The 20,397-nt window shown below is 68.5% G+C and carries 16 protein-coding genes, 2 rRNA genes, 2 pseudogenes and 1 riboswitch; of the genes and pseudogenes, 16 read left to right on the forward strand and 4 right to left on the reverse strand.

Translation table 11 applies throughout. The features are described from left to right. The 12 genes from DY218_RS03620 to DY218_RS03675 form a co-directional block, all read left to right on the forward strand. Positions 1-189 (forward strand): 23S ribosomal RNA (locus DY218_RS03620); the annotation flags it as partial. A gap of 91 nt (positions 190-280) precedes the next feature. Next, a 5S ribosomal RNA gene (rrf, locus tag DY218_RS03625) occupies positions 281-397 on the forward strand. A 146-nt stretch (positions 398-543) separates the two neighbouring features. Beyond that, positions 544-1,152: a CDP-alcohol phosphatidyltransferase family protein gene (locus DY218_RS03630; protein WP_128554429.1), complete on the forward strand. Its 609-nt coding sequence runs from the start codon at positions 544-546 to the stop codon at positions 1,150-1,152. A 114-nt stretch (positions 1,153-1,266) separates the two neighbouring features. Beyond that, the gene (locus DY218_RS03635; RefSeq protein ID WP_128554430.1) at positions 1,267-3,762 is read left to right on the forward strand and encodes a mannose-1-phosphate guanyltransferase; all 2,496 of its coding nucleotides are present in this window, start codon (positions 1,267-1,269) and stop codon (positions 3,760-3,762) included. Positions 3,763-3,848: 86 nt separating this feature from the next. After that, positions 3,849-4,748, forward strand: a complete 900-nt coding sequence (locus tag DY218_RS03640) for a DUF881 domain-containing protein (RefSeq protein ID WP_128554431.1) — start codon at positions 3,849-3,851, stop codon at positions 4,746-4,748. Further along, complete coding sequence (locus tag DY218_RS03645) at positions 4,745-5,077, forward strand: small basic family protein (protein ID WP_111663691.1); 333 nt, start codon at positions 4,745-4,747, stop codon at positions 5,075-5,077. Before DY218_RS03640 ends, DY218_RS03645 begins: the two co-directional genes overlap by 4 nt. Positions 5,078-5,081: 4 nt before the next feature. Then, on the forward strand, positions 5,082-5,942 hold the full coding sequence (locus tag DY218_RS03650) for a DUF881 domain-containing protein (RefSeq protein ID WP_128554432.1): 861 nt from the start codon (positions 5,082-5,084) through the stop codon (positions 5,940-5,942). 148 nt (positions 5,943-6,090) lie between these two features. After that, positions 6,091-6,972, forward strand: coding sequence for an FHA domain-containing protein (locus DY218_RS03655; protein ID WP_233521343.1), 882 nt, complete (start codon positions 6,091-6,093; stop codon positions 6,970-6,972). Between the two features lie 45 nt (positions 6,973-7,017). Beyond that, entirely contained in the window at positions 7,018-7,755 is a 738-nt protein-coding gene (ftsR, locus tag DY218_RS03660; RefSeq protein WP_128554434.1) for a transcriptional regulator FtsR, read from the forward strand. Between the two features lie 53 nt (positions 7,756-7,808). Beyond that, positions 7,809-8,282 (forward strand): bifunctional nuclease family protein, encoded by a 474-nt coding sequence (locus DY218_RS03665; protein WP_128554435.1) that lies wholly within the window; start codon positions 7,809-7,811, stop codon positions 8,280-8,282. A gap of 169 nt (positions 8,283-8,451) precedes the next feature. Then, positions 8,452-9,060: a MerR family transcriptional regulator gene (locus tag DY218_RS03670; RefSeq protein WP_128554436.1), complete on the forward strand. Its 609-nt coding sequence runs from the start codon at positions 8,452-8,454 to the stop codon at positions 9,058-9,060. A 54-nt stretch (positions 9,061-9,114) separates the two neighbouring features. Then, complete coding sequence (locus DY218_RS03675; RefSeq protein WP_128554437.1) at positions 9,115-10,551, forward strand: DNA polymerase IV; 1,437 nt, start codon at positions 9,115-9,117, stop codon at positions 10,549-10,551. A gap of 51 nt (positions 10,552-10,602) precedes the next feature. Here DY218_RS03675 and DY218_RS03680 read toward each other — a convergent pair whose 3' ends face one another. Then, complete coding sequence (locus DY218_RS03680; protein ID WP_128554438.1) at positions 10,603-10,989, reverse strand: PRC-barrel domain-containing protein; 387 nt, start codon at positions 10,987-10,989, stop codon at positions 10,603-10,605. Between the two features lie 114 nt (positions 10,990-11,103). Further along, a riboswitch (glycine riboswitch) is annotated at positions 11,104-11,202 on the forward strand. Between the two features lie 176 nt (positions 11,203-11,378). Between DY218_RS03680 and gcvP the strand changes: the two genes are divergently transcribed. Then, complete coding sequence (gcvP, locus tag DY218_RS03685) at positions 11,379-14,264, forward strand: aminomethyl-transferring glycine dehydrogenase (protein WP_128554439.1); 2,886 nt, start codon at positions 11,379-11,381, stop codon at positions 14,262-14,264. A 143-nt stretch (positions 14,265-14,407) separates the two neighbouring features. On the opposite strand, the gene DY218_RS03690 is transcribed toward gcvP, so the two are convergent. Further along, positions 14,408-14,614, reverse strand: coding sequence for a DUF5999 family protein (locus DY218_RS03690; RefSeq protein ID WP_128554440.1), 207 nt, complete (start codon positions 14,612-14,614; stop codon positions 14,408-14,410). A gap of 302 nt (positions 14,615-14,916) precedes the next feature. Next, entirely contained in the window at positions 14,917-15,507 is a 591-nt protein-coding gene (locus DY218_RS03695; RefSeq protein WP_128554441.1) for a hypothetical protein, read from the reverse strand. Positions 15,508-15,988: 481 nt separating this feature from the next. Here DY218_RS03695 and DY218_RS34795 point away from each other — a divergent pair. Continuing rightward, positions 15,989-16,653: pseudogene (locus tag DY218_RS34795) on the forward strand (glutamate--cysteine ligase); the annotation flags it as partial. 1 nt (position 16,654) lies between these two features. Continuing rightward, positions 16,655-17,577, forward strand: a pseudogene (locus DY218_RS34800) (glutamate--cysteine ligase); the annotation flags it as partial. A gap of 45 nt (positions 17,578-17,622) precedes the next feature. Here DY218_RS34800 and DY218_RS03705 read toward each other — a convergent pair. Then, complete coding sequence (locus tag DY218_RS03705) at positions 17,623-19,401, reverse strand: substrate-binding and VWA domain-containing protein (RefSeq protein WP_128554442.1); 1,779 nt, start codon at positions 19,399-19,401, stop codon at positions 17,623-17,625. Between the two features lie 164 nt (positions 19,402-19,565). On the opposite strand from DY218_RS03705, the gene DY218_RS03710 reads away from it, so the two are divergent. Then, positions 19,566-20,366, forward strand: coding sequence for a CPBP family intramembrane glutamic endopeptidase (locus tag DY218_RS03710; RefSeq protein WP_128554443.1), 801 nt, complete (start codon positions 19,566-19,568; stop codon positions 20,364-20,366). Positions 20,367-20,397 lie beyond the last annotated feature (31 nt).

The raw sequence follows: 20,397 nt of genomic DNA on the forward strand, positions 1-20,397 counted from the left end.
GGCTGGTTGGCTACGTTCGGGAGGGATAACCGCTGAAAGCATCTAAGCGGGAAGCCTGCTTCGAGATGAGGACTCCCACCCCCCTGGAGGGGTTAAGGCTCCCAGTAGACGACTGGGTTGATAGGCCAGATATGGAAGCCCTGTGAGGGGTGGAGTTGACTGGTACTAATAGGCCGAGGGCTTGTCCTCAGTTGCTCGCGTCCACTGTGTTGGTTCTGAAACCACGAACAACCGTCGTAGCCATGTTGGTCACGGCTCCGGTTGATGTGTTTCATAGTGTTTCGGTGGTCATAGCGTGAGGGAAACGCCCGGTTACATTCCGAACCCGGAAGCTAAGCCTTACAGCGCCGATGGTACTGCAGGGGGGACCCTGTGGGAGAGTAGGACGCCGCCGAACTAATTGTGATGAAGACGCTGGTCCTGGAACTTCGGTTCCGGGACCAGCGTCTTTTTGTTTTCCGGTGTACCCCTCTGTATGTCCTCGCCGGGCCTGCGGGTAAAGTCGTGGGGCATCGTCAGCACATCCCCCACAGGAGGCCCCGGGTGGAGGTCCAGGAGACCCGCGTTCAGACGGACCGGGTGCTCACCATTCCCAACATCCTGAGCATGGCTCGCCTCGTCGGTGTGCCTGTGTTCCTGTGGTTGATTCTGTGGCCGGTCTTCGGCGGTCCGAACTGCGACGTATGGGCGTTGGTGGTGCTCATGCTGAGCGGCATCAGCGACTATCTCGACGGCAAGCTGGCGCGTCGATGGAATCAGATCAGCAAGCTCGGCCGGCTGCTGGATCCCGCTGCCGACCGGCTCTATATTCTGTCCACCCTTGTCGGACTCACCTGGCGGGAGATCCTGCCGCTGTGGCTGACGGCTCTCCTGCTTGCGCGCGAGCTGATGCTGCTGGTGATGGTCGGCATCCTTCGCCGGCACGGGTATCCGCCGCCACAGGTGAACTTCCTGGGCAAGGCAGCGACGTTCAACCTGATGTATGCCTTCCCGCTCCTTTTGCTCAGTGACTCAAGTGGCTGGCTGGGGTCACTCGCTGCTATTTTCGGATGGGCGTTCGCCGGCTGGGGTACGACGCTGTACTGGTGGGCAGGGATCCTCTACGTGGTTCAGGTCCGCCGCCTGGTAAGGGCGGACTCCCAGGCCGATTGAGCCCGCCTCTTCGTGGCCGTGCAGAGGGAGTTGGCCCGCAGCAGATCTGAGCGGACACTTCCGGACGGGCCTGGTCGGCAGGACAGTCGTCTCTTCAAGGAGGACTCTTCCGACATGAAGGCCGTCGTGATGGCCGGAGGCGAGGGCACACGCCTTCGCCCCATGACCTCGAGTATGCCCAAGCCGCTCCTGCCGGTGGCCAATCGGCCGATTATGGAGCATGTGCTGAGGCTGCTCAAAAGGCATGGGCTCACCGAAACCGTGGTGACCGTGCAGTTTCTCGCCTCCTTGGTGAGGAACTACTTCGGTGACGGGGAAGAGCTCGGTATGGAGCTCACCTATGCCAATGAGGAGAAGCCACTCGGGACCGCGGGGAGCGTGAAGAACGCCGAGGAGGCGCTGAAGGACGATGCGTTCGTGGTCATTTCCGGGGATGCGCTCACGGATTTCGATCTGACTGATCTCATCAATTTCCACAAGGAAAAGGGCGCGCTCGTCACAGTGTGCCTGACTCGGGTGCCGAATCCCCTCGAATTCGGTATCACCATCGTGGATGAGGACGGCAAGGTGGAGCGCTTCCTCGAGAAGCCCACCTGGGGCCAGGTCTTCTCCGACACGGTCAACACCGGCATCTACGTAATGGAGCCCGAGGTCTTCGACTATGTCGACCCGGATGTGCCGGTCGACTGGTCCGGAGACGTCTTCCCTGAGCTCATGAAGGAAGGCAAGCCCGTGTACGGCTATGTCGCCGAGGGCTATTGGGAGGACGTGGGCACACACGAGAGCTATGTAAAGGCGCAGGCCGACGTCCTCGAGGGCAAGGTCGATGTGGAGCTCGACGGATTCGAACTTTCGCCGGGAGTGTGGGTCGCCGAAGGCGCCGAAGTGCACCCGGATGCGGTCCTGCGAGGACCTCTCTACATCGGGGACTACGCCAAGGTCGAAGCCGACGTGGAGATTCGCGAGCACACGGTGATCGGCTCCAACGTCGTGGTGAAGAGCGGAGCGTTCCTGCACAAGAGCGTCGTGCACGACAACGTGTACATCGGCCCGCACAGCAATCTCCGAGGCTGTGTGATCGGCAAGAACACCGATGTCATGCGTGCGTCCCGGATCGAGGACGGTGCGGTCGTCGGTGACGAATGCTTCATCGGCGAGGAGTCGATCGTCCAGGGCAACGTGCGGGTGTATCCGTTCAAGACCATCGAGGCGGGTGCGTTCGTCAACACCTCGGTGATCTGGGAGTCCAGGGGGCAGGCACATCTCTTCGGGGCAAGGGGCGTCTCCGGGATCATCAATGTCGAGATCACACCGGAATTGGCGGTTCGGCTGGCCGGCGCCTATGCGACGACGCTGAAGAAGGGCTCCACCGTGACCACCGCTCGCGATCATTCGCGGGGCGCGCGGGCCCTGAAGCGGGCGGTGATCTCGGCACTGCAGGCCAGCGCCATCGATGTACGGGACTTGGAGAACGTACCGCTCCCGGTCGCCAGGCAGCAGACCGCACGGGGGAGCGCCGGCGGGATCATGATCCGTACGACACCGGGGGTGCCGGACTCCGTCGACATCATGTTCTTCGACGGGACGGGGTCGGACCTGTCGCAGGCGAGTCAGCGGAAACTGGACCGGGTGTACGCACGGCAGGAGTACCGGCGGGCGTTCCCTGGGGAGATCGGTGACCTGCACTTCCCGTCGAGCGTCTACGACTCGTACACCGGTTCGCTGCTGCGGAACGTGAATACGAGCGGGGTTCGGGAGTCGGGCCTCAAGGTGGTCGTGGACGCGTCCAACGGCAGTGCCGGCCTGGTCCTGCCCAGTCTGCTCGGACGGCTCGGCGTGGATGCGCTGACGATCAATCCGGGTCTTGACGAATCCCGGCCGACGGAGACGAGCGATGCCCGGCGAGCGGGGCTCGTCAGGCTCGGCGAGATCGTGGCATCGGCGCGGGCGGATTTCGGCGTGCGGTTCGATCCGGTCGGTGAGCGTCTGTCGCTCGTCGACGAGAAGGGACGGATCGTCGAGGACGATCGTGCCCTGTTGGTCCTGCTCGATCTGGTGGCGGCGGAGCGGCGCAGCGGTCGGGTCGCGCTGCCGGTCACGACGACACGCATCGCGGAGCAGGTCGCCGCGTATCACGGCACACAGGTCGACTGGACCACCACGTCTCCCGACGATCTGACGCGGGTGGGGCGCGGTGAAGGTGCGGTCTTCGGGGGTGACGGTCGCGGCGGCTTCATCATTCCGGAGTTCAGCGGGGTCTTCGACGGCGCGGCCGCCTTCGTACGGCTCATCGGTCTCGTGGCCCGTACGCAGCTCACCCTGAGCCAGATCGACGCACGCATCCCGCGCGCACACGTACTGCGCCGGGACCTGGCAACTCCGTGGGCGGTGAAGGGACTTGTGATGCGTACGGTCGTGGAGGCGGCAGGAGACCGTTCCGTGGACACCACGGACGGGGTACGGGTCGTGGAGGCCGACGGGCGCTGGGTCATGGTGCTCCCGGACCCTGCGGAGGCGGTCACCCATCTGTGGGCCGAGGGCCCCGACACCGCTTCGGCACAGGCGCTCCTGGACGAGTGGTCCGCCGTCGTGGACAGCGCCGGTCGCTGACCGGAGCACGCCGGGCGGCAGGGGCTACCCGTGCCGCCCGGCGCGCCGATGGGGCCATTCGGAGGTAGTGGCCACCACGTGCGACGATGTGCGGCATGTCGCAGCAGCCCCCCGTTCGGAGCACCTCCGGAGCACGGGCGCGCCCCGACGCCTCGATGTCGCTGTTGACCAATGTGATGGACCACAGCCTCGACGACGGCTATGCCGAGGCCGCGGAACGCAAAGGGGCGCAGGGCGACAGCGGACTGCCCCGGACGCTGCGCGCCAAGCTCGGACTCGCTGCCGGTCTGGTACTGGCCGCGCTGGTGGTGACGGTCGGCGCGGCTCAGGCACGGGTGGAGGCTCCCGTGGTGGCCAAGGAGCGGGAAGAACTGATCGACCGTATCGAGCGGGAGACGGACACCGCGGACCGGATCGAGAAAGAGGTGGACGAGCTGCGCGCCGATGTCGGTCGGCGCCAGCAGGAAGCGCTGCGGGAGCACGGTGGCGACAAGGCGGCGCTGGTGGCCCTGTTGTCCGGCGCGACCGAGGTGACCGGCCCCGGAGTGAAGCTGGTCGTGGACGATGCGTCCGGCAGTGAGTCGTCCGGCGGAGGCCCCCGCGAGAGCTCCGACTTCTCGGACAACGGACGGCTGAGGGACCGGGACATGCAGCACATCGTCAACGGCCTCTGGCAGTCGGGTGCGGAAGCGATCTCGATCAACGGGCAGCGCCTGACCGCGCTCTCGGCGATCAGGGCCGCGGGAGACGCCATACTGGTCGACAACCGGCCGCTGGTGCCCCCGTACACCGTCCTGGCAGTCGGGAACGGCAGCCGGATGAGTTCCAAGTTCCAGGACAGTGCGGACGGCCGGTACCTCCATGCGCTGCAGGAGAACTTCGGTATCAGGACCGCTATTTCGGTCGAAAAGGATCTACGGCTTCCCGCGGCGCCGAGTCTGGCCTTGCGCAACGCGGAGCCGCGAGCAGGAGAGGGCACATCGTGATCGCCGTACTGGGCCTCGTGGTGGGAGTGGTGGTCGGGCTGTTCATCCGGCCCGAGGTCCCCGCAGTGGTCGAGCCGTATCTTCCGATCGCGGTGGTGGCCGCGCTCGACGCGGTGTTCGGAGGGCTGCGCGCGATGCTCGACGGCATCTTCGACGACAAGGTCTTCGTCGTGTCCTTCCTCTCCAACGTGGTGGTCGCCGCGCTGATCGTGTTCCTGGGCGACAAGCTCGGGGTCGGAGCGCAGCTGTCCACGGGCGTGGTGGTCGTGCTCGGTATCCGGATCTTCTCGAACGCCGCGGCCATCCGCCGGCACGTGTTCCGGGCGTGAGGCGATGAGCAGCGAGGACAAGCCCACTGCGGACGCATCCGGCCCCGACGAGCCGCCGATCGAACGGCGTCAGCCGCTGCCGCCCACGCAGCCCGAGCCGGTCTCTGACGAGCAGGATCAGCCGGAGCGCCCGGAGGAGGAGAAGACCACCGGCCGGCAGCGGCTGCTGGAGAGCCTCTGGCCGCCCCGGGTCACCCGTGCGCAGCTGATCGTGGCCGTGCTGCTGTTCGTCCTGGGCCTCGGTCTGGCGATCCAGGTGCGGTCCAACAGCGAGGGAAGCGCACTGCGCGGCGCACGTCAGGAGGACTTGGTCCGCATTCTCGATGAACTCGACGGGCGTACTCAGCGTCTTGAGGACGAGAAGCGGCGACTCGACGACCAGCGGACCGAGCTGGAGAACAGCTCGGATCAAGAAGAAGAGGCGCGCAAGCAGACCGAGGAGAAGGAACGTCAACTGGGTGTGCTGGCGGGCACGGTGGCGGCCGAAGGGCCCGGGATAAGCCTGACCATCGCCGATGCGGGGGGCAAGGTGGAGGCAGACATGCTCCTCGATGCGATCCAGGAGCTGCGTGCGGCGGGTGCGGAGGCGATTCAGATCAACGATGTGCGGGTCGTCGCCGGTACCTACTTCACGGACACCGAGGGCGGGGTGCGTATCGACGGGCGCAAGGTGGCGTCCCCGTACCGGTTCAAAGTCATCGGGAAGCCGCAGGACTTGGAGCCCGCGCTGAACATTCCCGGCGGTGTGGTGCAGACACTGGAGAAGGAGCAGGCCACGGTGTCCGTCACACGGGGCGAGAAGATCGTCGTGGATGCCTTGCGACGGGCGAATCGTCCTGACTACGCTCGGTCGTCCGCCCAGTGAGGACGGATCGGGCAGGGCTTCCGGCGACGGGGCGGGAGCTAGCGGGGGGTCGGGGCACCGGACTTCTGGTGCGTGGTGGAAACTGTCGGGTGGATACGGACGTTGTGAGGGTGTCCGGTTCGGCCGGTGAGAGAGTTCAGGGTTCGTCCTGCCCCACGGGCGGGTCTGTTTCGGTCAAGGGGAATCGCCCGTGAAGTTGTTTGCGAAGTTGTTCGGCAAGAGCTCCCGCCAGGACGGCGAGGGTTCGGCCAGGCATCGCGCGCCGCGTCAGGCGGATGCCGAGAGCCAGGGGGAGCGCCCGCTCTTCCGCGATGAGGTCGCCGGCCCCGGGGGTGACAATTCGGGCGGACAGGGCGCGTCGTCTGTTGACCCTGCCGCTTCCGGCCGCATAGGTTTCGGAGAACCGTCAACCTCAAGTACGGGTGGAGGGTTGACCCCCGACCCGTACGCAACCCATGCCCCCGCTGGGCATCCGCGGCAGGAGGACCCGTCCATGTCGGCCCTGGTCTGTACGAGGTGTGGCAACCGCAATGCGGAGGCGAGCCGCTTCTGCTCCAACTGCGGTGCGCCCTTGCGGGCCGGTGCTCCGGGTGAGCGGCCCTCCGAGACCACGTCGACGATCTCCATCTCGGGCATCGAGGCGTACGACGCCGAAGCCACCGGCCAGACACCGATCCCCACGCTCTCCCCCGAGGCCCAGGCGGCCGTGGACGCCCTGCCGCCGAGCTCGGCGCTCCTGGTGGTGCGCCGCGGTCCGAATTCGGGCAGCCGCTTCCTCCTCGACGGTGAGCTGACGACGGTGGGACGGCACGCCCAGAGCGACATCCTTCTCGACGACGTGACGGTGTCGCGGCGTCATGTGGAGTTCCGTCGCGGTGCGGACGGCGAGTTCACGGTGGCGGACGTCGGCAGCCTCAACGGCACGTACGTCAACCGCGAGCGGATCGACTCGGTCCCGCTGGCGAACGGCGACGAGGTGCAGATCGGCAAGTACCGGCTGGTCTTCTACGCGAGTCAGCGGAGCATCTGACCGATCCCCGGACGCTGTCCGGGGGCGCGCCCCCAGGGAAGGTCCATGCTTCATACACCGAGGGGCGGCGCCGGACAGGGCGCCGCCACCGCGGAGAGCCGGCTGATGAGCATCGGCACCGCGCTGAATCTGCTGCGTGACGAATTCCCCGAAGTGACCATCTCCAAGATCCGTTTCCTGGAGTCCGAGGGTCTGGTCGACCCGGTGCGGACGCCGTCCGGGTATCGGAAGTTCAGCCCGGAGGACGTGGAGCGGCTCGCTCAGGTCCTGCGGATGCAGCGCGATCACTATCTGCCTCTCAAGGTCATCAGGGAACACCTGGTGGCCGTGGAGCGCGGTGAGGCGGCCGTGCCGTCGGTCCCCGAGCGCCGGCGGTCGGACAACGGCGATTCCGCGGTGTCGGACGGGCGCACGGTTGCGCTGATCGGTCGGGCGGAACTGCTCGCCGCGGCGCAGGCGGACGAGTCCGAGCTGACCGAGTGGGAGTCGTACGGGCTAATCGCACCCGTGGAGGGCGGAGGGTATCCGCGTGAAACTGTCGAGGTCGCGAAGCTGCTCGCGGCGCTCGGCGGCCTCGGCATCGAACCACGGCATCTGCGCGCCATGAAGGGCGCCGCGGATCGACAGGCCCTGCTGGTGGACCAGCTGGTCGGAGCATTGCGACGACATCGGAACCCGAAGACCCGGGCGGCCGCGGAAGAGCGTACGAAGGAGCTGGCCGGGCTGACCGTGGAGCTCCATGCGGCCCTCGTCCGGACGGCTCTCGGCGTGCGGCTGCCCTGACCGTACGGGTGCCCGACTACCCAAACCTGCCGGGCAGGTCCTAGGGTTGCTGTGTGAATGAGCTCGACGTTGTCGGTGTCCGGGTCGAAATGCCCTCCAACCAACCGATCGTGCTCCTGCGTGAAGTGGGAGGTGACCGGTACCTCCCCATCTGGATCGGACCAGGTGAGGCGACCGCGATCGCCTTCGCGCAGCAGGGCATGGCGCCTGCGAGGCCGCTCACGCACGACCTTTTCAAGGACGTGCTCGAGGCTGTGGGCCAGGAGCTCACCGAGGTGCGGATCACGGATCTGCGGGACGGTGTCTTCTACGCGGATCTGGTCTTCGCCAGTGGCGTGGAAGTCAGTGCCCGCCCCTCCGACGCCATAGCGCTCGCCCTGCGCACCGGTACGCCGATCTACGGCAGTGACGATGTGCTCGACGACGCGGGAATCGCCATTCCGGACGAGCAGGAGGACGAGGTGGAGAAATTCCGCGAGTTCCTCGACCAGATCTCGCCGGAGGACTTCGGTACCAACAGCCAGTGACCGGTGGCCGATGGCCTGCTTCAGGCCATTCGGTCAGCCTTTCCCAGCCATATCGCCTGCGAAACGCGTTTCGGGGTGATTATCACCCGGCGTGGCGAGTGTGGCGTTCGTTGACGTGCCCCTGGGTACTCCCTACCTTCGAGAAGGCAGGTCAAGGACGGAGGTCGGCGTGAGAAGCAGCGGCGACGGTTCGGCGGCGGGCAGTCCGTATCCGCTGCACAGCGACGCGGCCGGGCAGGTTCCGATGCGGTCGGCCGAGGTGCGGTCGGGTGCTGGGGATGCGTCCGACCGGATCGGGTACCGCGGGCCGACGGCGTGCGCGGCCGCCGGCATCACCTATCGGCAGCTCGACTACTGGGCGCGTACCGGTCTGGTGGAGCCGAGTGTCCGCTCGGCCCAGGGGTCGGGCTCGCAGCGGCTGTACAGCTTCCGGGATGTCGTGGTTCTCAAGATCGTCAAGCGCTTTCTCGACACCGGGGTCTCGCTGCAGAACATCCGTACGGCGGTCCAGCATCTGCGGGACCGGGAGTTCGCGGACCTCGAGCGGATGACGCTGATGAGTGACGGTGCCACGGTCTACGAGTGCACCTCGCCGGACGAGGTGGTCGGTCTGCTGCAGGGCGGGCAAGGGGTCTTCGGGATCGCCGTGGGTGTGGTCTGCCGCGATGTCGAGGCGGCCGTTTCGCAGCTGCACGGCGAGCGTGTGGACACCGGCGAGACGCTGATCGGGAACCACCCGGCCGACGAGCTGGCACGCCGTCGTAACCGGGCGGTCTGAGCGGGCGGGCCCGCCGGCGGCGGATTGTCAGTGGCGTAGGGCAGCATCGGTGGTGTGAGACCGGTGCCCTCGATTCTTCACCTGGACATGGATGCCTTCTTCGCCTCGGCGGAGCAGGCGGCGAAGCCGAGCCTGCGCGGCAAGGCGGTCGTTGTGGGCGGCCTGGGGCCGCGTGGCGTCGTCGCCACCGCGTCGTACGAGGCCCGACGCTTCGGAGTGCATTCAGCCATGCCCATGGCTCAGGCGCGCAGGCTTGCGCCGAACGCCGCATATCTGGTGCCGCGATTCGGGCTCTACCGCGACATCAGCGAGCAGGTCATGGGCCTGTTGCGCGAGCTCTCGCCGCTGGTGGAGCCACTGAGCCTGGACGAGGCGTTCGTGGACCTGGAGACGGCCGGTGCCGCATGGGACGAGGCTTCGGCGCGTGAGACGGGGCGGCGCTTGCGGGAGCGGATACGGGAGGTCACCGGGCTGACCGGGTCGGTGGGTCTGGCCAGCTGCAAGATGCTCGCCAAGATCGCGTCCGAGCAGGCCAAGCCCGACGGCCTGGTGCTCATCCCCGCGGGCATGGAGCGTGAGCTGATCGCGCCGATGCCGGTCCGTACGCTGCCCGGGGTCGGACCGGCGACGGCGGATCATCTGAGGAGGGCCGGGATCGTCACAGTCGGGGAGATCGCGGAGGCGGGCGAGGACGAGGTGGTGCGCCTGCTCGGGAAGGCGCACGGGATCGCACTGCACGCGATGGCACTCGCGCATGACGAGCGGCCGGTGGTGGCCGAGCGGGACACCAAGTCGGTGTCCGTGGAGGACACCTTCGATGTGGACATCCACGACCGGGTACGGGTCCGGCTCGAGGTGGGGCGGTTGGCCGAGCGGTGCGTGCAGCGGCTGCGTGCGGCCGACCGCTCGGGGCGCACGGTGGTGCTGAAGATCCGGCGGTACGACTTCTCGACGCTGACCAGGTCGGAGACGCTGCGCGGGCCGACGGACGATCCCTCGGTGGTGCGGGAGGCTGCCGCGCGGCTCCTGGACGGTGTGGACACCACGGGCGGGGTGCGGCTGCTCGGGGTGGGAGTGAGCGGGCTCGCCGACTTCACCCAGGAGGACCTGTTCGCGCAGGCGCATGTGCATCCGGACGGGGTGGTGGAGGAGGAGCTGACGGCGGAGCCCGCCGGCTCAGGGCCGGGCGAGGAGGTTGCTTCGGGAGCCGGCGCCGGCGAGGAGGCAGAGGCGGCGCCGCGTGCGGAACCGGCGGAGCGGATCTGGGCCGCTGGGAAGGACGTGCGGCATACGGAGTTCGGGCCGGGGTGGGTGCAGGGCAGCGGGCTCGGGAGGGTGACCGTGCGGTTCGAGACGCCGGACTCCGCGCCGGGGCGGGTGCGTACGTTCCGGACGGACGATCCGGACCTGGATCCCGCCGAGCCGCTGCCGCTGGTGACCGGAGGGGAGGTGGCCGGCACCGAGGTGCCGGGTGCGCCGACCGGCCCGTGAGGGCACGGAGACGGGTGAGGGCACAGAGACGGGTGCGGCGCCGCCGCCGGTTCAGTGGGTGTCGTCCGTGCCCGCGATGCGGCCGAAATCCCGGTCCGGCGGGGGCGGCGCGGGCCTGCCGGGAGGCGCGACGTCGATGCCGTAGTGGCGGTACAACTGCAGTTCCTGCTCGGGGGAGAGATGGCGGCCGACGCCGAAGTCGGGGGCGTCGCGGATCAGGGAGCGGACGAAGGGCACACGCAGCGCACCGTCCACGAGATCGCTGGGTTCCAAGGGGACGAAGGCGTCCCGGCTGAAGAGACCCGTGCGTATCGCTGCCCATTCGGGTACGCCCGTCGCATCGTCGAGATAGACCTCGTCGACCGTTCCGAGCTTGGTGCCGTCGCGGTCGAAGGCCCTGCGGCCGATCAGGCTGCGCGGATCGATGTCCGTCTGCACGGTCCCTCCAGCACGTCGCAACTCATCCGTATCCCCTACGAAAGAGCAGAACGGCGGCCTCGGCCACTCGAGGGTTCGGGCGCGGACCTCGCTGGTAGGCTGGCAGACGGCTGTCGACCCCGTGCGGGAGAGCTCTCCGGTGGAGATCACCGGTGGCGCCGAAGGAGCAAATCCTCCCCGGAATCTCTCAGGCCCCAGTACCGCACGGACGAGGTCACTCTGGAAAGCAGGGCGGGTGTCAACGGCTTCCGCTCTCACCGACGGTGCAAGCCGGGTGGCGCGGAGCCTCCCGGTGAAGCTCTCAGGTTGAGATGACAGAGGGGGAGGCCGTCCGGGTACCCGCGCCGTGGTGCCCCTCGTAGGTCGCGAACGACCAGGAGGCCTCCGCAATGACCGCCAATCGCATTCCGCTCACCGAGCTGGAGCGTGGAATTCCGTTCGAGCAGCGCCATATCGGCCCGGACGCCGAGGCCAGGGCCAAGATGCTGGCCCAGGTCGGATACGGATCGCTCGACGAGCTGACCGCGGCCGCCGTGCCGGACGTGATCAAGAGTGCGGAGGCACTGCGGCTCGAACAGGGCCGCAGCGAGGCCGAGGTGCTCGCCGAGCTCCGCTCGCTCGCGGACCGCAACGACGTCGTGACCCCGATGATCGGCCTCGGCTACTACGGCACCTTCACCCCGCCCGTCATCCTGCGCAACGTCATGGAGAACCCTGCCTGGTACACGGCGTACACCCCGTACCAGCCCGAGATCTCGCAGGGCCGGCTCGAGGCTCTGCTCAACTTCCAGACCGTGGTGGCCGAGTTGACCGGTCTGCCCACTTCCGGAGCCTCCCTGCTCGACGAAGGCACCGCGGCGGCCGAGGCGATGGCGCTCGCGCGGCGGGTCGGCAAGGTCAAGGACGGCGTCTTCCTGATCGACGCCGAAGCGCTCCCGCAAACCGTCGCGGTGATCCGGACCCGGGCCGAACCGACCGGTGTCGAGGTCGTCGTGGCCGATCTCTCGGAGGGCATCCCGGCCGAGGTCGCCGAGCGCGGAGTGTTCGGTGTGCTCCTCCAGTACCCGGGTGCCTCGGGCGCGGTACGGGATCTGAAGCCGCTGGTCGACCAGGCGCACGAGCTCGGTGCGATCGTCACCGTCGCCGCCGATCTGCTCGCCCTGACGCTGCTCACCTCGCCGGGCGAACTCGGTGCGGACATCGCGGTGGGCACCACGCAGCGCTTCGGAGTGCCGATGGGCTTCGGCGGTCCGCACGCGGGATACATGGCCGTACGGGAGAAGTTCGCACGCAGCCTGCCCGGGCGCCTGGTCGGCGTCTCGGTGGACGCGGACGGGAACCGGGCGTACCGGCTCGCGCTGCAGACCCGTGAGCAGCACATCCGCCGTGAGAAGGCGACCAGCAACATCTGCACCGCCCAGGTGCTGCTCGCCGTGATGGCCGGGATGTACGCCGTCTACCACGGCCCGCAGGGGCTGAAGGAGATCGCCGCCCGCACGCACCGCTACGCCGTGATCCTCGCCGAAGGGCTGAAGGCGGGCGGAGTGGAGGTCGAGCACGGGGCGTACTTCGACACCGTCACCGTACGCGTGCCGGGGAAGGCGGACGGGATCGTCGCCGCCGCGCGTGAGGGCGGCGTCAATCTGCGCCAGGTCGACGGCGACCGGGTGTCCATCGCCTGCGACGAGACCACCACGCGTGCTCAACTCGCCGCAGTATGGGCGGCGTTCGGTGTGGACGCGGATGTGGATGCCCTGGACGGCACGGTCCGGGACACGCTGCCGGAGGCGCTGCTTCGCACCGACGCGTACCTCACGCATCCGGTCTTCCACCAGTACCGCTCGGAGACCTCGATGCTGCGCTATCTGCGCCGGCTCTCCGACCGCGACTACGCGCTCGACCGGGGCATGATCCCGCTCGGCTCCTGCACGATGAAGCTGAACGCGACGGCCGAGATGGAGGCCGTCACCTGGCCCGAGTTCGCCACGCTGCACCCCTTCGCGCCGGGCGACCAGGCGCAGGGCTATCTCACGCTGATCCGTGAGCTGGAGGAGCGGCTCGCCGAGGTCACCGGCTACGACAAGGTGTCGCTGCAGCCCAACGCCGGTTCGCAGGGCGAGCTCGCGGGTCTGCTCGCGGTGCGCGGCTACCACCGGGCGAACGGCGACGAGCAGCGCACCGTGTGCCTGATCCCGTCCTCGGCGCACGGCACTAATGCCGCGAGCGCCGTGATGGCCGGAATGAAGGTCGTCGTGGTCAAGACCTCGGACGACGGCGAGATCGACATCGAGGACCTGCACGCGAAGATCGAGAAGCACCGCGACGAGCTCGCCGTGCTGATGATCACCTATCCGTCCACGCATGGAGTGTTCGAGGAGCACGTCGCCGACATCTGTGCCGCCGTGCACGACGCGGGCGGTCAGGTGTACGTGGACGGGGCGAACCTCAACGCCCTGGTGGGCCTTGCGGAGCCGGGCCACTTCGGCGGCGACGTCTCGCACCTGAATCTGCACAAGACGTTCTGCATCCCGCACGGCGGCGGCGGTCCGGGCGTGGGCCCCGTCGCGGTCCGCGGCCACCTGGCCCCGCATCTGCCGAACCACCCCCTGCAGCCGGCGGCGGGCCCGGAGACCGGGGTGGGCCCGGTCTCCGCCGCCCCGTGGGGCTCGGCCGGCATTCTGCCGATCTCCTGGGCGTACATGCGGCTGATGGGCGGCGAAGGGCTCAAGCGGGCCACGCAGGTCGCGGTGCTCGGCGCGAACTACATCGCCAAGCGGCTCGAGCCGCACTACCCGGTCCTGTACACCGGGCCGGGTGGGCTCGTCGCGCACGAGTGCATCATCGACGTACGGCCGCTGACCAAGGCGACCGGCGTGACCGTGGACGACATCGCCAAGCGGCTGATCGACTACGGCTTCCACGCACCGACCATGTCGTTCCCCGTCGCCGGGACGCTGATGATCGAGCCCACCGAGAGCGAGGACCTCGGGGAGCTGGACCGCTTCTGCGAGGCGATGATCGCGATCCGCGGCGAGATCGAGCAGGTCGGCTCCGGAGCATGGTCGGCCGACGACAATCCGCTGCGCAACGCCCCGCACACGGCCGCCACGCTGGCCGGCGACTGGGAGCACCCGTACACCCGCGAGGAGGCGGCCTTCCCCGTGGGCGTGGAGGCCTCCGACAAATACTGGCCGCCGGTGCGGCGTATCGACCAGGCGTACGGGGACCGCAATCTGGTCTGCTCCTGCCCGCCGGTGGACTCCTACGACGACTGACACGGCGGCTGATACGACGACTGAGCGAAGGGCGGTCGGCCGGCTGGCGTAGAACGCCCGGCCGGGCGGCTGTTGACGCCGGACATGCGTCGGGGCCGGTTCGGAGGACTCCTCCGGGCCGGCCCCAGGTCGTACTGCCGCGGTCAGGCGGCGCGCATCACGCGGTCCGCGGCGAGCGGACGGTGTGGTGCGATGATCCTGCCGTTCGGCAGGAGTTCGCCGGTGTCCTCGAAGAGCAGGACGCCGTTGCACAGCAGGCTCCAGCCCTGCTCCGGGTGGTGCGCGACAAGCAGTGCGGCCTCCCGGTCCGCAGAGTCGGCGGTGGGGCAGGGTGGCTGATGCTGGCACATGGGTGTGTTCTTTCGCTGCGTCGAGACGTGTGTCCTGCGGCTTGATGCGGTGTCCATAACCGCCCCCCGTATCAGTTCGGTCGGTCCCAGTGTTGCCCCGCGGGCGTCGATCCGCAGGGATTTCGCGGCAGCTCGTCCTCTGCGGGTAAGGACGCATCACCCGTGCGGACGGTTCAGCTCAACTGGGCCGCCCGGGCGGGTGGTTCAACATGGCCGAAAGGCACTAGTCATCTCGGTGCGGTGCCCCTGATTGCCCATCAGGCCCCTCAAGCCCGTCAGGCCCGTCAAGCCCGTCAGGCCCGTCACGCCGGAGCGGCGAGCATCGGCGCCGTGGCCAGCCGGAGGGACAGGGCCGGAAGCAGATCGTCCACGCGCTGCGGATGGTGGGCCGCGATGCCGGGCGGGGCGGGGGCGAGCGGGATGAGCAGGTCGCTGTCCGCGGGGGTGTCGGTGGTGCCGTCGGACGCGCAGTCGGTGTGCAGCCACAGGGTCAGCATGTACAGCTCGGGTACCGACAGGAGTCTCGGCTGGTACGCCGCGGGCAGCGATTCGGCCTGGCGCAGGGCCCGTTCGGTGGAGGCGAGATAGGGGCCCTCGAAGAAGCGCGAGAAGGTCCAGCCGTCCGCGGTCAGGACGGCGTCCGCGGCCGCGGACGTACGGCCGTCGCTGCGGATGAGGAAGCGCCAGCCGGTCAGGCGGGTGCGGGCCGGGGTGGTGGACCCCGCGGTCATCGGGGTGAGGAGATGGATGGGAAGCGGGCGTTCCGGCGTGGACGGTCCTGCTGCGGACCGCAGTGACGGGGTGGGCGCCTCGCGCACGGCGGTGGGGGAGTCGAGTGCCGCGAGGACGCTGCGCAGGGCTGGCGCGGGGGCCGGGGATACGTGCAGCGGCATGGTGGGTCGCCTCTCACTTCGACAGGCTGGAGAAACGCAGGGCAGGCACGAACGGCGTCGTCGGTGCGGGGCCGTCGGTCGGTGCCGTGGGGGAGGGCACCAACTCATCGCCTCGTTCGCGGAGTTTATACGACGTATGTTCGCCCGATGTTTCGGCTAGCTGTCCCGTACATTGCAGGCAAGGGTCAATTCGGTCGAATCCCGGGGAGGTTTTCCCTGGAACTGTCCGGTGGTCAACCATCTCACCTCGTCTGCAGCCGAGAGGGCGGAAGGCCGGTTCTCGTCGGCGCTTTTCCCAATGCATTCAGGCCGCTGCAACTGCGTAATGCAGCATGCCGGGCGAATGTGCCGCGGGACAAGGGGGTTGAGCGCATGCGTGGTCGGGCATGTGCGAGGCGTTATCGATCACACCACCTGGGCATCATCCCCCGTGACGCGGCGGCGGGAGCGGCGGGCTGCCCAATCGAGGAGGGAAGCTTCGATGGGGGAGAAGGTCGCGGCCGGGGCGTTCGACCTGTCCGACCGCCGGAGGTACCGGCGGAAGCTGCAGCAGTGCCTGGCCGCACTGCGCCTGCTTCTCGACGGTCGACACTTCGACCGCCCGCGCAACTTGATGGGGCTCGAGATCGAATTGAACCTCGCGGGGCCGGACGGACTGCCGAGGATGATGAATGGCGAGGTGCTGCAGAGAATAGCGAGCGGGGATTTCCAGACCGAGCTCGGGATGTTCAATCTCGAAGTGAACATTGCTCCGCACCGGTTGAGCGGACGCGTCTTCGATCAGCTGGCCGAGGAGATACGCACCGGCCTGGCCTACGCCCACCGAAAGGCGTCCGAAGTCTCCGCCGGGATCGTGATGATCGGTATTCTGCCGACGCTCACCCCGGACGATCTGGTGTCCTCGAATCTCTCCGCCGTCGATCGATACGCCCTTCTGAACGACCAGATGGTCGCGGCCCGCGGTGAGGATTTCACGCTCGACATCGAGGGTGTGGAGCGCCTGCGCTGCACCTCCGCGTCCATCGCACCCGAGGCCGCCTGCACCTCGGTCCAGCTCCATCTGCAGGTCACCCCCGACCGGTTCGCCGATGTGTGGAACGCGGCGCAGGCGGTCGCCGCCGTGCAGATCGCGCTCGGCGCCAACGCNACCGGTTCGCCGATGTGTGGAACGCGGCGCAGGCGGTCGCCGCCGTGCAGATCGCGCTCGGCGCCAACGCCCCCTTCCTGTTCGGTCATGAACTGTGGCGCGAGTCCAGGCCACCGCTCTTCCTGCAGTCGACGGACACCCGCCCGCCGGAACTGCAGGCGCAGGGCGTGCGGCCGCGCACCTGGTTCGGCGAGCGCTGGATCGATTCGGCACTCGAGCTCTTCGAGGAGAATCTGCGCTACTTCCCGCCCCTGCTCCCGCTGCACGACGACGAGGATCCGCTGCGGGTGCTCGACGCCGGCGGGGTGCCGGAACTTGCCGAACTGGTCCTGCACAACGGCACGGTGTACCGCTGGAACCGTCCGGTCTACGGCATCGCCGACGGCGTACCGCATCTGCGGGTGGAGAACCGCGTGCTGCCCGCGGGACCCACGGTCACCGATGTGATCGCCAATGCCGCCTTCTACTACGGGATCGTGCGGGCGCTCGCCGAGGATGCGCGGCCGGTGTGGACGCGGCTGCCCTTCGAGTCGGCCGCGGCGAACTTCGAGGCGGCCTGCCGGCACGGTATCGACGCCGAGATCGAGTGGCCGCGGCCGGGCCGGTTCGCCGGTGTCGGCAAGCGCGCGGCCGTGGATCTCGTACGCGAGGAGCTGCTGCCGCTCGCCGCCGCCGGACTGGACGCCTGGGGTGTGGAACCGGCCGACCGCGACTTCTATCTGGGAGTGATCGAGGAACGCTGCCGGCTGCGGGTCAACGGAGCCTCCTGGCAGGTGGCCACCTATCACCGGGCGCTCGACGAGGGCCACGACCGGCAGACGGCGCTGGCGGCCACCACCCGCCGCTACGCCGAGCTGATGCGGCACGGCGAGCCCGTGCACACCTGGCCGGTGGGTGTCGTCGCGGAGCCGGTCCTGCCGTGAGCGTCCTGTGCGTCCCGGGGCCCGGCCGAGGCCGCACCGCAGGCCTCAGCCCTGGCCGGCCGACATGATGGCCTTGAGGATGACCTCGTGGATCTGCGCCGGGTCGTCGACCTGGTGGCCGGAGCCGCCGGTGGCCTCGGCGATCTCCTGGACCTCCTGCTCGTCGCCGTCCGGCCCGACGGCGATCGCGATCAGGGGTACCGGACGCTTCGGGTCCGCCAGTTTTTCGAGTTCGGTGACCAGGCCGCTGCGGGAGATGGAGCCGGGGTCCTCGTTGGCTCCGTCCGTCAGGAGCACCACCGCGTTGAACTTCCCGCTCACGTACGAGGACTGGGCCTCCTTGTAGGCGGCGAGCGTGGTGTCGTAGAGGCCGGTGGCGCCGTCCGGGACCGGCTGCAGGCGGCCGAACTCGGCGGTGAGGCGGTCGCGGTGGGTGCTGCCGTCCTTGGTGCGGTCGCCGAGGCGCTGGGTGGGTACCAGCTTGCGGTAGTCGCGCTTGCCGTCGAGCAGCGTGGAGAACTCCCAGAGCCCGATCTCGTCCTCGGGTGTGAACTGCGAAAGCGCCTGGATCAGCGAGGACTTGGTGACGTCAAGGCGCGACTGGTCGTGGCCGGGCACGACCTGTGCCATCGACCCTGAGACGTCCACGACCACGCCGAGCCGGGCGCTCTGCACGGTGATGGTCCACATGCCCAGGGTCTCCTGGACCTGCTTGGCGGACGGCGGCTGGGACGAGGCGGCCGTCCGGTACGGCTGGGGTTCGCTGCCCCCGGCCGAGGTGACGAGCGCTCCGGTCGCCTCGCCGGTGCCCGTACGGAATCCGTGCGAACGAAGAGTCTTGGCGCCGCGCTGCTCGCCGATCAGGGCCATGAAACGCAGCGCGGCCCGGCTCTCGTCGGTGGAGAGCCGGGATTCGTCGACGAGCGTGAACGGGTAGTCGAGCTGGGGCGAGCCGTCCTTCGGGTAGAAGAGCTGCAGGCTGCCCGCCTGTTCGGCGTCGTCGTTGTGGGTGAAGGCGGCCTGCTCCGAGACGACGAGGGCCTGGTTGCGGCGCGGATTGCCCCGTTCGGTGCCGGAGTCGTCACGGGCCACCGTCTCCAGGGCCTGGGCGTCGCTGTCACTGGTGCGCTGGGCGAGCAGCTTGGCCGTGGCGGCGACCTGGGTGTCGCTGTCGGCCCCGCCCGACTTCTTGGCGGACGCGCCGATCTTGGTGAGCGCGAGGAGGCCACTGGCACTGCGTGCCGGATCGGCGGCGCCGAGGCGGAGCTTGTCGCCGGCGGTGGCGGCGGCCGTCAACTCGGCCCAGGAGTACTTCTTCTCCGGCCAGCCGAGCGACTTGGCCGCGGACGGGACCATGCCCATGGTGACCGGCGAGGTCGCGATGTTCCCCGCGGCCGTGAGGGGGACGCGCTCGTCGCCCGCCGACGCCTGCTCCACCCACAGGCTCGAATCGGGCACCCACACCTCGAAATCGGGCGCACCCTTGCCGGAGCGCAGCGAGTCCGCGACCTTGTACGCCTCGCGGTCGGTGACCCGGATGTCCAGACAACGGCCGTCCGAGGTCACGTCGTTGTCCCGCACGTATTCGGCCGTCTCCGTCAGGGCGGGGGCGACGTCCGGAGAGGCGACCAGGTCGAGACGTACGGCGTCGTCGTCGCACGAGTCACCGAAGGACGGCAACAGTCCGTTCTGTGCGACCACCGCGGTGCCGCCCGCCACAGCAAGGACCAGTACGGTGGCGATCGCCACGGTACGACGGCGGGCACGCGGTGCCTGCCGCGTCCCGTCCGTCGCGTACGGGTCGGACATGTTGTGTCGTCCCATGGCAGTGGTGCCCTCCCTGAGTGAACAAGTCATGCAGGGGTGCGAACGCCAGATCCGGCGTACCGCCCCCCGACGGCCTGTCGCACACGATCTTCGTACCTGCATTCGAGACCATAGCGGGGCAGGGAGGGGGATGCGGCGGGATTGAACAAGTGGAGGCAGAGGTGCAGTCGGAGGTGGGTCCGGTGGCCGGTTCTTTTCCCGTCGAGGGCAGATCACGGCGAATTCTGCGGGACGAGACACTGCTCGTTCTGGGGCTTTCGCTAGGTGCGAGCGGGGTGTCCGCGCTGATCAGCTTTGTCGGGTCGGTGACGAAACCGGGCGGTCTCAAGGACCAGGCGGCGACCCTGAACGCCTCGGCCGCCCCAGGGCGTCCATGGCTTGATCTGGCCTGGCAGTTGTTCGGGATCGCAACCGCCCTGGTGCCCGTCGCGCTCGTCGCTCATCTGCTCCTGAGAGAGGGCGCCGGCTTCCGGGCGATCGGCTTCGACCGGCGCCGTCCGTGGTTCGATCTCGGCAGCGGGGCGGGCGTCGCCGCGGTGATCGGAAGCACCGGAATCGCCTTCTATCTCACCGTCAGAGCGCTCGGGTTCAACCTCACGGTGGTGCCGGAGGCGCTGCCCGAAGTGTGGTGGAAGTTCCCCGTTCTGGTGCTCTCGGCGATGCAGAACTCGATCGTCGAGGAAGTGATCGTCGTCGGCTATCTGCTGCGCCGGCTCGACCAGTTGGGGTGGTCGCCGATGGCCTCGCTCGGGGCCAGTTCGGTGCTGCGCGGCTCGTACCACCTCTATCAGGGCGTCGGCGGTTTCATCGGCAACATGGTCATGGGTGTGGTCTTCGTGTTCCTGTACCGGCGTTGGGGGCGGGTGGGGCCGCTCGTGGTGGCCCACACCCTGCTCGATGTGGGGGCGTTCGTCGGGTACGCGGTGCTGGCCGGCAAGGTGGGCTGGCTGCCCACCGCCTGAGGCGCGCGCCCGCGTCGTCCCCCGGAGTCCG

Source organism: Streptomyces triticagri (assembly GCF_003429565.1).
Classification (GTDB): Bacteria; Actinomycetota; Actinomycetes; order Streptomycetales; family Streptomycetaceae; genus Streptomyces; species Streptomyces triticagri.

Bases quoted from the DNA above. Each gene is read 5' to 3' on its own strand.
- DY218_RS03635 (WP_128554430.1), top strand. From the start codon at position 1,267: ATGAAGGCCGTCGTGATGGCCGGAGGCGAGGGCACACGCCTTCGCCCC.
- DY218_RS03640 (WP_128554431.1), top strand. From the start codon at position 3,849: ATGTGCGGCATGTCGCAGCAGCCCCCCGTTCGGAGCACCTCCGGAGCA.
- DY218_RS03650 (WP_128554432.1), top strand. From the start codon at position 5,082: ATGAGCAGCGAGGACAAGCCCACTGCGGACGCATCCGGCCCCGACGAG.
- ftsR (WP_128554434.1), top strand. From the start codon at position 7,018: ATGCTTCATACACCGAGGGGCGGCGCCGGACAGGGCGCCGCCACCGCG.
- gcvP (WP_128554439.1), top strand. From the start codon at position 11,379: ATGACCGCCAATCGCATTCCGCTCACCGAGCTGGAGCGTGGAATTCCG.
- DY218_RS03690 (WP_128554440.1), bottom strand. From the start codon at position 14,614: ATGTGCCAGCATCAGCCACCCTGCCCCACCGCCGACTCTGCGGACCGG.
- DY218_RS03695 (WP_128554441.1), bottom strand. From the start codon at position 15,507: ATGCCGCTGCACGTATCCCCGGCCCCCGCGCCAGCCCTGCGCAGCGTC.
- DY218_RS03705 (WP_128554442.1), bottom strand. From the start codon at position 19,401: ATGGGACGACACAACATGTCCGACCCGTACGCGACGGACGGGACGCGG.